Raw genomic sequence first — 12,658 nt, forward strand, 5'->3', positions numbered from 1 at the left:
AATTAAAAGGAAAAAAGTATGTCTTCGATGACACTGAATAAACTAGTTGAAAAACTGAGTCCTGATTGCAGAAAAAGCCTAGAAGGTGCTGTTGCTATATGTAATAGTCGCAGTCATTTCACGGTTGAACTTGAGCATTGGTTACTTGCAATGATTGAGCAGCAATTAGATGATGTTAGACTAATTTTTGGCTCGTTCGATATAGATATTGATAAAGTTCAACAGGATTTAAATCAATCATTAGAGTCGTTTAAAACGGGTAGTGAGTCATCTCCTAGTTTGTCAGTGCATGTTACGAGTCTTCTTAAGCAATCTTGGTTAAGTACCAGTATTGAGTTTACAGATAATCAAATTCGTAGTGCATACGTTATTTATACCCTTACTAAAGACGATACATTATCTAGCTTAGTAACACGTTGTAGTAAGTTATTTAATAAAATAGAGCCTGGTCAATTGCTTCATGCATGGCCTGAAATAGTTGCGCAATCTCAAGAGCGCAACCATTCAGTACAAAATGCGTCAACTCAAGCAAATGTTGGTTCTAAAACTCCAAGTTTAGATCAATTTACTGTTGATTTAACTGCCCAAGCACTCGCTGGAAAAATAGATCCTATTCTTGGTCGTGATTTCGAAATTCGTCAAATGGTTGATATTTTAACCAGGCGCCGCCAAAACAACCCAATTTTAACTGGTGAAGCGGGCGTAGGTAAAACAGCTGTTGTTGAAGGGCTAGCATTAAGAATTGCTCAAAAAGACGTACCAGCCGTATTACAAAATGTAAAAATTCACAGCTTAGATTTAGCACTATTACAAGCTGGTGCAGGTATGAAAGGGGAATTTGAAAATCGCCTTAAATCGCTTATCAATGAGGTAAAAAATGCGGTAAATCCGGTTATTTTGTTTATTGATGAAGCACATACCATGATTGGTAGCGGTGGTGCAGCGGGTCAAAATGATGCGGCAAATCTATTAAAGCCTGCTTTAGCGCGTGGTGAATTACGCACAATAGCTGCAACTACTTGGGCTGAATACAAAAAGTTTTTTGAGAAAGACGCCGCATTAACACGCCGATTCCAAGTTGTAAAAGTTGAAGAGCCAACCCCTGAAAAAGCGGTGGCAATGTTACGAGGCTTAGTGCCTGTAATGGAAAAACACCACAAAGTGTTTATATCTGAGCAAGCACTTGAAGGCGCAGTGCACTTATCACACCGATATATTACTGCAAGGCAGCTCCCAGACAAAGCCGTTGCATTACTAGATACAGCTTGTGCACGTGTTGCAATGAGCCAAGCATCGACTCCAAATACTATAGAGCAGCTTGTAAATCGCTTAAGCGAAATAGAAACACAAGTAAAAATGCTTAACAGAGAGCAAAAAACGGGTTTAGATCATTCACAGCAACTAGACACATTAAAAGCAGAGCTAATTACAATTGAAGAGCGATTAGCGCCGTTAAATGAGCAATTTAGTGCTGAAAAAGAAATTGTAGCTGAGCTTAATCAAGCTTTAGAGCTTATTAACTCTCAAGATGAAGAGTCATCACAAGAAATACTCGATAAGCTAAGACTTAGTAAAGAGAAGCTAGCCTCTTTTGAACATAATATGGTTCATTGGCAGGTTAATGAAGAGCTTATAGCGCAAGTTATTTCAGATTGGACAGGGATACCTGTTGGCAAAATGCATGAAGATGAAATACATGGCATTTTAAATTTAGCACAGCAAATGAAGCAACGAGTTGTAGGGCAAGACCACTCTCTTGATTTAATAGCTAAAGTTGTTCAAACATCTCGTGCTCAGCTAGCAGATGAAAGCCGTCCTAACGGTATATTTATGTTAGCAGGGCCAAGCGGTGTGGGTAAAACAGAAACTGCACTTTCGCTAGCCCAAGAAGTGTATGGTAGTGAAGAAAACGTCACGGTAATTAACATGTCAGAGTTTAAAGAAGAACATAAAGTTTCTTTATTACTTGGCTCTCCTCCAGGGTATGTAGGTTACGGTGAGGGAGGAATATTAACCGAGGCAGTAAGAAGAAAGCCATACAGTGTTGTACTTTTGGATGAGATGGAAAAAGCACACCCAGGCGTACAAGATATTTTTTATCAAGTATTTGATAAAGGTACAATTAAAGACGGTGAAGGCCGCGATATCGACTTTAAAAACACAATTATTATTATGACCTCAAATGTGGGCACAGATACCACAATGAGCTTATTTGAAGACGAAGAAAGTAAACCAAGCATCAAAGGTTTATTAAAGGCATTACAAGATGATTTACTTGCTTCATTTAAACCGGCATTTTTAGGTCGTATTAATGTAATACCTTACATTCCGTTAAGTGACGATATTCTTACTGAGATTGCCGCTATTCAAATAAATAAAATAATTAAACGTGTTAAAAAACACTACAATGCCGAGTTAATTTATAATGACGATGTAATTGAATATATTATTGCTAATTGCCAAAATGCAGGCTCAGGTGCACGTAATATTCACACTATACTTCAAAATAGAGTGCTGCCATTGTTGTCTGAGATTTTACTTTCTAGCATGATTGACGACAAAGAAATTAATAGTATATCGCTATTAGTAAAAGATAATGAATTTGAACTAGAGCTGAATTAAAGGTTAATTAAAGTTAATTTGAAATAACTTGTTATTAAGGTTGTTTCTTTAGTTTGAGGGCATTATAATTTTGGTGCCTGATATCACTACATGGAATTTTTGAGACATTGTCTTCATCTAAGGAAAGGAATCAGAAGGCCTTTTCATTGCTGTATTAAAGATAATGGTTTCAAAGGAATTTTGGTATATACCAAAGTAAAGAATCCAGTATTAATGGATAACATTGTTTAATAAAAAGGAGCATTATCAAATGCAAGCAAATACATATTTAAAATACGGTTCAATCAAAGGCGAAACTACTGCTGAGTCTTTCAAAGATTTAATTACAGTTTTATCTCTTGATTGGAATGTAAGTCGCGAAATTAGCTCAGCTACTGGTACAGCGATGGACCGTGAGTCAAGCTCTACTCGCCTTGGTGACGTAACAATCACTAAACTTCAAGATAAAGCATCTCCGGATCTTTTCAAAGAAGCGACAATCGGTAAAGGTTTACCAGCTGTTTTCCATATCACTAAGCAAGGTGATAAGGTTGAAGAAATCATGAAAATCGAACTTACAGATGCAATGATTTCTAGCTACTCAGTTTCAGTACAAAACGATCGTCCAATCGAAACAATCACTATCAGCTACACAGAAATGATGATGACTGTTACTCCAACAGACGACAAAAATAACATTACTGCTCCTCTTGTATACGGTTACAGCGGTGTTAAAGGTCAACAAATGTAATATTTGTTACCTTATAATGGCTCTGGGCATTGCTCAGAGCTTTTTTTGATCTTTAAGGACGGGAAAAGCAAGGAATGCAAAAAGCAACACAAGATAAAAACGTAATTCAAATTAGCACCCCTGTTGGTAAAGATGCCCTCTATTTAACTCGTTTTGTTGCCCAAGAGGCAATGTCTGATTTGTTTGTTATGTCGGCCAATATGTACACTATTGGAAAACAAATCGCGCACGAAGACTTAGTGGGTAAACCTGTATCTATTAAAGTAAAAAATGCAGATGGCGGTGGTGAGCGTTACTACCACGGCATTGTTAGTCATTTGGTTTCAAATGGCAGCCGTACGGCTGATGTTGACGAGCAAAAAAATTATATAGATTATCAAGCGACGATAGTTCCATTCGCAGCTTCAATGCGCAATCGTAAAAATAGCCGCATTTTTCAAAAGAAAACAATTAAAGAAATATTTGCTGATTTATTTGGCCAACACAATGTTTCCTTTAGCGATAAAACCAGTAAAACCTACCCTAAATATGAATATTGTGTTCAGTATCAAGAGTCTGATTTTGATTTTATTCAGCGCTTATTCCAACAAGAAGGTATATTTTACTTTTTTGAACACTCAAACAGTAACCATACGCTTGTATTAGCTGATGATATTACGGCTTACGAAGTATGTAATGAAGGCAAAGTTGTATTTTCAACTGGCCATTTAAGCGAATCACACGTATCGCGCTGGCAAGGTGGCTTAAGCATTGCCCCTGGTAGTTTTAAACGTGTTGGTTACGACTTTAAACAGCCATCACGATACCCAGATGGCGAGCAAGCAAACGCTGAACTTCCTACTCAATCGGTCTCTGAAATTTTTGAATACACGGGCGAGCAAGAGTGCCACCCGCGCGCTGCTAATCTAGCGTCTGTGCAGCTAGAGTCACTGCAAAGAGACATGAAGCTTTCCAGTGGGCGCAGTGATTGCCGCTCATTTACTGTAGGTAAGTTATTTAGTTTTAAAAAGCACGAAGACCCACGTCTTGAAGGTAAAACATTTGTTATTACCTCTATGATGACTTCAATTACAGTACCCAACCAATCAGGTTCGCAGCAGTCATCGGTAGAAGAAGTTTATTCAAATCACTTTGAATGTGTACCAAAAGAAATCCCTTACAGAGCACAAATAAATAAGAAAAAGCCTGTAATAAACGGGGTCCAAACGGCAATCGTAACTGGCGACAGCGCTGATGAAATTATGATTGACCAATATGGTCGTGTAAAAGTGCAATTTGATTGGGACAGAGAAGGCAAAAAAGATTCTAAAAGTTCGTGTTGGATCCGCGTTGCCCAAAACTGGGCTGGTAAAAAGTGGGGGGCTTTTTTCTTCCCTCGCGTTGGCCAAGAAGTACTTGTGGATTTTATAAATGGCGACCCAGATCAACCTATAATAAGTGGGGCCGTGTATAACGCAGACTTAATGCCTCCGTATGCATTACCGGCAGAAAAAACGCAAAGCGGCATAAAAACGCGTTCTACAAAAGAAGGCGGAGCAGATAATTTTAACGAGCTTAGGTTTGAAGATAAAAAAGGCAGTGAGCTGGTTTATCTTCAAGCAGAAAAAGACAAGCAGCTCTATGTTAAAAACGATCAAAACGATAAGACAGATCACGACCACAACATTGAAATTGGCAACGACAGAAAAACAGATATTGCTAACAACGACACCCTTAATGTTGCTAAAAGTCGTATTGCCGAAATGGGTAAAAACGATACTTTAAAAGTAGGTAAAACATTAAATATAGAAGCGGGTGATGAAATAGTTATTAAAACAGGCTCTGCACAAATTAAAATGAGCAGTAATGGTAATATAACTATTGAAGGCACTAATATAAATATTAAAGGTAGTAATGTTAAAGTTGACGGCAGTGCTATTACTTTATCAGCTGGAATGATTAAATTAAATTAGTGCAAATATGGAAATAATAAATAGCTTTCATTCAGGACTTAGAAACGGCATTAATAATAACGGATATGTTGTATATTGCCGTTATGGGCTTGCGCATTTAATATGTTTGCCAATTAATAGGCCAGACGATCCATTGCTAAATCCAGCATTAAGTCACCTAAAAGCAATGAATGGTTATTACGCTAGTCAGTTTTTAAATAATTTACACCCAGTATTAAATAATGAAGATGTTGTGTCGGGATTATACCAATATGCTATGCAAAGCCCTGTTGCACTTTCAGATTATTCTCAAAGTGAATTAATAGAGTGTTTATCTCTATTAGTGGCGCACAGCAAGTTATTAATTATCCCTTTATTTGATTAGTTTTATTAAAAAATATAAACAGACAAGGAGTCTTTATGGGCAAGCCCGCAGCTACAATTGGTCACATGCATGTGTGTCCTAAAACAACCGGCACAGTGCCGCATGTAGGCGGCCCTGTAGTTATTGGTTCAACTAATGTCTTAATCGGTGGAATGCCTGCTGCGCGCAAAGGCGACATGATGGTGTGTATTGGCCCACCAGATAGTATTAAATCGGGTTCTGGCTCGGTTAAAATTAACGGTAAGCCTGCAGCTAGAATGGGCGATGACAGCTCCCACGGCGGTAAAATTGTTGTTGGCAACCCTACAGTATTAATAGGTGGCTAACCTTGCTATCTACATACCTAAGTAATCATAAAGCGCAACTGCTAGCAATTAGTGAAGCACAATATTGCCCTTTTACATGCGTAGGTTTTATTAAAACGCTTAAAACAAAGCTATTAGAAGCATGTTGGTTAACGGCTAAGAAAAATAACGTCCCACAAAAATTTAGCCAGCCAGATTTAGTGCAATTAATCACTTTTTTACAAAGTGACCCCAATATTGATTCCACTGCACAAGCATGCGTTGAGGTAATGGCTAATTTGCCTCAAAACATTAACTTAGCGTTTATTAACGCTTTAATGAACGAGCCTACCTTACATAGCCTAACTAAATTAATTATTTATAAAGTTCTGTTACAGCAACACAGCTTGAATTTAATCGCTTATATTGACTTAAAAACTTTGTGCTTTGCATTAACCACTGACAAAGAGTCACTTGAGCATTTACAGCCAGCGTTGGAGCAAAATTTATTAATAAGTAGCCAAGCCAAAAATACCGAAGTAATAAATACGTTTAAACATTTATGCAATGCTGGGCTTATTAATTCTCCGTTAATGTCGCTTTTTTTATTATCACTCAGTTGGGAACAGGTGAATGTAGTTGGCAACCATGCAAGCAACACTTTAACGGTTGACCAAACTATGCAGGTATTACTGCAAAGTAGCTTTGCAAAATTAATTCCATTAGCTAATACTTTTTTAAATAAAGTTGAAGAACCACATACCATTATTGCTTTAATAAGGCGCTTGCTTGGCGATAAGCTTGATTTATTAGTGAGCTTTGAAACACAACTGCAAGCATGGCAAGGTGATGAGTTATCGTGTAGTGAATTTAAGCGTCAGTTACACACTAACTGGCCAAAGTTTGAGGGCGAGCTTTCATCTTCGCGCTTAATAGCAGGTAAAGCGCTAAATACTAAGTTAAATGCTATAGAAATGTCTGCTATGGATAGCTATAGCCAAGCTGTATTTAACTTATATAACTACTACCAACACGCTACTGCTAAAAAGTTAGCTGCGGAGGCCGTGTTGTGAGTGCTTTTAATATTAATATGGTGTGTTTTTTAGCGCCATTTTCTCAAGACATAGATGAGCTTTTATACGGCGAAGAGTCTGCATCAAATGAGTTTAAAGAATGGCAATCGTGGAATGCATGCATTTACGATTGCATATTAAAAGCAAAAGAATTATTTGCAAAAGTTGAAGACTTACAAGCACCTTTAGTTTGGTTGCTTCCTGCGCTTGAATACCAAGGCGAGCTTAAGCAACTTTTGGCAAATAGTTTAAAACAGTTATTTCCACAGCATGTAAGTCATATTTTGTTTTATGGTGCTACAGGCGCTAATACAATGATCGAACTTGTGCAAAAAAATCAGTGGAAAAAGGTTAACGTACTTGCAGTAGACGCAACATACAAAGCAAATATAAATGGTGAATATGCCTATCGAGGTGTTGGTGGTGCATTTGCAACTGTTACAGCGGTTAAAACTGGTTGGATGCAACAAAGCCACGAACTGGCTCCATCTGTAGATTTTATAAAGCATAACCAATTAAGTGGGATTTTTTCTAACATTGCGCTTAATAGTAAAAAACAAATAGATTTTATATGTGCGCCAGGTAATGGCGTAAACCACGAAAGCGATGTGTGGTTAACAAATTTACAATTGCTCAGTAATTTAATTAGTGAGCATACACATTATGAATTACCTAATTACAAATTAGGTAAAATTGGTGCGCTTGAAGGACTCGTCAATTTATATCAATTGACCTCAAGCCCGGCTATTGTAAATCACTTTAAACACGCGTTAGTGATTTCTCAAGAACAATCAAAATACCAGGCCGCAGCATCATACTTATGGATAAGTGAGGAAGTACACAACTAATGCAAAGTAATACAGTTGTTTTACAAGGAACAAGTTACCCCATTTGCCTCGTTGCTGGTAAAGGCCAAACGCCCTCTGGCTATGCACCTGCAGTAGCAAACACGGCACAAAGTGCTAAACAGCAAATAGCTGAAATTGGTGGTGCGCTAACTGGCGATGCTGCCAAACGCCTCGACGTAATTAACTTATTAAATAGCGCAGGCGTTAGCTGCCCACGCAGCGCCTCTGCCCGCGAAACCGCAAGTGCACTTACCCAAGCTTTAATAGCTGGCGCTGTAACGTGTTATCACCAAAAAGCAAAGTCATCTATTCAAGTTAGTGATAACACCAATAGTGGAGCAGCTGGCAAAAAGTCGAGCAAAAAATCAAGCTCAACAGCATCAGGGAAAAGCGCATCGCAAGCACCCGCTAAAAACACTGGCGGTGCAAGTAATAACACCGCAAGCGAAGAGCCCATTACAAACCAAGAATGCCGCTCAGATCCGGTTTCAATGCTCTCTGGCGAAGAAATCCTCCCGCTTATCGACTTTACCCTAGCAGGGAGTCGCCAATTAATATGGCGACGTTTGTATCGCTCATCTCATGCTGATGTGTGTACAACAATGGGTAATGGTTGGCGCCACGACTTTATGGCGAGCCTTACTGAGCATTACTTGCCACCGCCAAAAGTGGGCCCTAAACAAAAAGGGACATACTGGTTAGAGTACCAAGACGAGCACGGTGCTAAACATAAATTTGAAAAGGTAAAACCTGGTCAATCGAGCTATCAGTTAAGTAGTAACCTTGCGCTACATTACCAAACAAATGGTAAGCAAGTACTTGTAACGCCAGATGACCAACACCTTACCTTTAAACCAGGCGAAAGCGCGTGGTTGCTTGAAAAAATAATTAACGAAAAAGGCCAAAGCATCGCGTTTTATTACGATGCTAAAGAGCGCCTACACCGTATAGAAGTAAACAAACTGCGCGGCTGTATTATTAGCTACAACGCGCAAGGTTTATTAAGCAAAATAGCAGCGTACTGCACCGATAAAAATAACAAACAGCAATTACTTTCGCCATCGCTTGCAAGCTATGAGTACGACGAGAACAAAAACCTTGTTCAGTCAACTAATCAGCAAAACGAAACTGAGCGCTACGCCTACAACGCCGCTAATTTATTAACAAAGCGTACCCGAGCTAGTGGCTTTAGCCATCATTTTGAGTGGGATAGCTACTCACCCAGTGCTAAATGTATAAAACAATGGGGCGATAACAACACCTATACTTACCAGTTTGAATATAACTCAGAGGCTGGTGAAACAACCTGTATAGACTCACGCGGTCATAAAGAGCACTTTGTACATAACGCACAAGGTAAGCTGGTAAAACATACCGACCCTAACGGCAATGTTTGGCAATATACATACAATGCGCAAGGGCAAAAGCTCAGTGAAATAAAGCCCGATAGCAGCATAACGCGCTATACCTACACACCTTTCGGCCAATTAGAAACAATAACACAGCCAGATGGTAACCAAACCCATTTTGCCTACAACCAACTTGGACAACGTGTATTAACTACCTTACCTGATGGCCAAACCATTACGCGTAAATACAGTGTGGCTGGCTTATTACAAAGCGAAACCTTTGGCGATGGCCGCACCACGTTATACAGCTACGATAAGCTTGGCCAGTTAACCCAGCATATAAATAAAAACGGCCAAATCACTAAGTTTATTTGGAACGAACAAGGTGAGCTTTTAGCAAAACACCACAACGATGAGCTAATACGTTACAGCTACGACAGCCTAGGCCGCGTAAATGCCACACTTAATAACGCAGGGTTACTCACTCAATATAAATACAATCAGCACGGCCAGCTTACGCAAACAATTGCCTTTGATGAAAAAGAGCCTGAAAATAAACAGCATCAAAATTTTAGCTACGACGAAGCAGGGCGATTAGTTAGCTCGCAAAACAGCAAAGGCGATACCACAGAGCAACACTTTGAAGGGCTAAGCCAACCGCATTGTGTTATTCAGCCTGATGGCAGCGCACTGCATTTAACGTACGACAAAGAGCGAAACTTAACAGCCATCGAGCGAAGCGACGGCCACGTATACCGCATAAGTTACGACGCTAACGAAAACCCAACACAAATAACCGGGTTTGATGGCACGCTACAGCAATATAAGTACGATGCTTGTAATCGCTTAGCCTCAGTAACGCAAAGTAATAAACGCCATGTAAAAATAGAGCGCGACAGCCTTGGCCGCGTAACTGCGCAGCATGCAAGCCTTGCAAGCGACTCACATATAATTAATAACGCCAATTACTACAGCTACACAAAGCAAGGTAAAATTGCGCGTGCACATAATGCGCAATCAACACTTAAACAAACGTTTGATAAAGGCGGCAGGCTACTGTGCGCCGAGCAAGTAAATAACCAGCAACAAGCGCATACCTTAAAATACAGTTACGACGAATACGGCAGAAGGCAAACCCTTACCCTGCCAGACTCAACCACGCTTAAATACAGCTACAACCAGTTTGGCCAGCTAAGCGGCATTAACTTACTGCAAAACAATAGCAAAGAGGTTGAACTTGCGAAGCCGCTTGTAACATTAAGCTACGACAGCCAAGGCAATATTAAAACCCAGCAGTTTGGTAACAGCATAACCCTTACTCAACAGTTTGATGTATTTAACCGCTTAACGCAGCAGCAGCTTACACATCCATCGCAAACATTATTTGATACCTGTACGTACAACTACGACAGCGTTAACCAGCTGATTGCTCGTAAAAACGAAGGCGTAAGCTGCCAAAATATCAATTTTGAATACAACAGCTTGGGGCAGTTAATACAACAAACATTGGCAGGCTCACGTGCTGATACAACCACACACTACCAGTGGGATAGCTTTGGTAACCCGCAAAGTCAGACTATTCAATCAAACACAAGCGATGCAGACCTTAGAGATACAGGCGAGCAGGGTATAGAACATGATGCAGCCAGCAACGAGTATACAGCCAGCTCTTCTATTGATTTAACGCGCGCCACCCATAGCGAATACAATGAATTAGCAGCAAATAGTAGTGAAAGTAGTAGTAAAAATAGTAGCAACGCTGACTCAGTAGCAAACAATGAAGGCACTAACAACACCACAATAAACAGTGCCACCGACGCAGACCGCCTAACCCACTTTGGCGACAGCGACTTTTACTACGATGAGTTCGGTAACCAAATACGCGAAACCGGCAAAGGCATAAAAACCCGCCGTGAATACAATGCGTTTAATCAGTTAAGCTGTTTTAACAACAACGGCACGCTCACCCAATACGACTACGACCCACTGGGGCGTCGTATAGCCAAGCACACCGAGCACGGTAAAATTGACTACATTTGGGATAACGACCAGTTAATCGGCGAATGCCAACACGGTGAATATACCTGGTATATCAACCTGCCGAATCAATTTCACCCAGTTGCGCTGATTAAACAAGGTGAGGTGTACTACTACCACCTAGACCAACTTAATACCCCACGTTTTGTAACAAACAGCAGCGCGCAAGTAGTATGGGAAAACCAAGCCGATGTGTATGGTTATGAAGAACCAGAAGTCGAGTTTGAGTTTAATAAAGAAAAAACCTTCACTCAGCCAATTCGTTTTCAGGGGCAATATTTAGATGAAGAGAGTGGGCTACATTACAACCGCTACCGCTACTACAGCCCTAAACAACAGCGCTTTATAAACCAAGACCCGATTGGATTAGTGGGAGGCATAAACCATTACCAATATGCACCTAATCCGGTTAATTGGGTGGATCCGTTTGGGTTGTTATGTAAAGAGGGTGTGAAAAAGCTTTCTAAGATGATAGGCGACATCGTTGACCCAGCAATAAAAGCCAAAATATTAAAAATTGCTGAAGACAGCTCTCCAGCAGATGCCAGAACGGGTAATATTAAAGTAACAAGACCTAATGGTGAAAACAGACTTGAGCATGAATACAGTATCGAATCTATGGATGTTGATAACGGGCAAATTACTTTAACACGAGAAGTAGGCGATAAAGTGATTGAAACTACGATGAGCATAGAACAGTTTGTTGGTGGGCATGTTATTGATGGCAAAGTGGTAAATGAAGAATGGTCTCGTGAAACAGGAACGTTGACTGAGAATGAGTTAAAACTTAACAAAGCAACTAAAAAGGCAGGCAGTAAACGGACTGTTTATTCTCTTCCTGTAACGTTGAAAGAGAATGTAGATACTCGTGATGAGGAAATGGTCGAACGAGATAAACACAAGGCAAAAGCTTCACCAGAAGAAACACAACGTTATAACGACCAAATACCAAAAATTAACAATGAATCAGCCAAAATTGGTGAAAAGGCTGCTGATGCAGCGATTAAAATACAATACCCTGGTTATACTCGTATTCACCCAACGAGCTTAGATAGTTCTACATCGGTAAAGGGTAACTTTGATATGGTTTATAAAAATGCTGATGGTGATGTCATTATTGTTGAAGCCAAGGGGGGCAGTAGCCCATTAGGTAAAATGAAAATTGGTAAAGAATATTATCAGCAAGGCACAACGAAGTATGCAGAAGCCATTACTAAAAACATGGCTAAAGCTTCACCAAATACAACAGATAAGAAAGCGGCTAATGCAATCGAAGTAGCTATAGAGAGCGACAACATAAAATATTTACATATTAAAACTCCTATTACTAAAACTGACGGTGGTTCTATAGTTGGTGAAGTGGAAATTTCAGAGTTTGATATCGAATTATTATAATTAG

8 protein-coding genes are annotated in these 12,658 nt (G+C 39.7%); all 8 read left to right on the top strand.

Going from position 1 to position 12,658, the window contains the following annotated elements; all coding sequences use genetic code 11:
* Positions 1-18: 18 nt before the first annotated feature.
* The 8 genes from tssH to H5160_RS12820 all read left to right on the top strand — a co-directional run bounded on the left by tssH (position 19) and on the right by H5160_RS12820 (position 12,654).
* Entirely contained in the window at positions 19-2,622 is a 2,604-nt protein-coding gene (gene tssH, locus H5160_RS12785; protein WP_182711774.1) for a type VI secretion system ATPase TssH, read from the top strand.
* A 250-nt stretch (positions 2,623-2,872) separates the two neighbouring features.
* Positions 2,873-3,352, top strand: a complete 480-nt coding sequence (locus tag H5160_RS12790; protein ID WP_024594574.1) for a type VI secretion system tube protein Hcp — start codon at positions 2,873-2,875, stop codon at positions 3,350-3,352.
* 74 nt (positions 3,353-3,426) lie between these two features.
* Positions 3,427-5,304 carry a type VI secretion system Vgr family protein gene (locus H5160_RS12795; RefSeq protein ID WP_182737679.1) on the top strand — a complete coding sequence of 626 codons (1,878 nt, stop codon included), beginning with the start codon at positions 3,427-3,429 and terminating at the stop codon, positions 5,302-5,304.
* Between the two features lie 7 nt (positions 5,305-5,311).
* Entirely contained in the window at positions 5,312-5,668 is a 357-nt protein-coding gene (locus H5160_RS12800) for a hypothetical protein (RefSeq protein ID WP_182737680.1), read from the top strand.
* A gap of 35 nt (positions 5,669-5,703) precedes the next feature.
* Positions 5,704-5,994 (top strand): PAAR domain-containing protein, encoded by a 291-nt coding sequence (locus H5160_RS12805; protein ID WP_024595244.1) that lies wholly within the window; start codon positions 5,704-5,706, stop codon positions 5,992-5,994.
* Between the two features lie 2 nt (positions 5,995-5,996).
* On the top strand, positions 5,997-7,025 hold the full coding sequence (locus tag H5160_RS12810; RefSeq protein WP_024595243.1) for a hypothetical protein: 1,029 nt from the start codon (positions 5,997-5,999) through the stop codon (positions 7,023-7,025).
* Positions 7,022-7,873, top strand: coding sequence for a hypothetical protein (locus H5160_RS12815; RefSeq protein ID WP_182737682.1), 852 nt, complete (start codon positions 7,022-7,024; stop codon positions 7,871-7,873). The genes H5160_RS12810 and H5160_RS12815 overlap by 4 nt, the downstream gene beginning before the upstream one ends.
* Positions 7,873-12,654, top strand: coding sequence for an RHS repeat-associated core domain-containing protein (locus H5160_RS12820; RefSeq protein WP_259417118.1), 4,782 nt, complete (start codon positions 7,873-7,875; stop codon positions 12,652-12,654). The genes H5160_RS12815 and H5160_RS12820 overlap by 1 nt, the downstream gene beginning before the upstream one ends.
* Positions 12,655-12,658 lie beyond the last annotated feature (4 nt).

The sequence above is a fragment of the Pseudoalteromonas sp. SG43-4 genome (genome assembly GCF_014164325.1).
GTDB lineage: Bacteria > Pseudomonadota > Gammaproteobacteria > Enterobacterales > Alteromonadaceae > Pseudoalteromonas > Pseudoalteromonas distincta.

Coding starts and splice junctions, on each gene's coding strand:
- H5160_RS12790 (WP_024594574.1), top strand. CDS start 2,873: ATGCAAGCAAATACATATTTAAAATACGGTTCAATCAAAGGCGAAACT.
- H5160_RS12795 (WP_182737679.1), top strand. CDS start 3,427: ATGCAAAAAGCAACACAAGATAAAAACGTAATTCAAATTAGCACCCCT.
- H5160_RS12800 (WP_182737680.1), top strand. CDS start 5,312: ATGGAAATAATAAATAGCTTTCATTCAGGACTTAGAAACGGCATTAAT.
- tssH (WP_182711774.1), top strand. CDS start 19: ATGTCTTCGATGACACTGAATAAACTAGTTGAAAAACTGAGTCCTGAT.
- H5160_RS12820 (WP_259417118.1), top strand. CDS start 7,873: ATGCAAAGTAATACAGTTGTTTTACAAGGAACAAGTTACCCCATTTGC.
- H5160_RS12805 (WP_024595244.1), top strand. CDS start 5,704: ATGGGCAAGCCCGCAGCTACAATTGGTCACATGCATGTGTGTCCTAAA.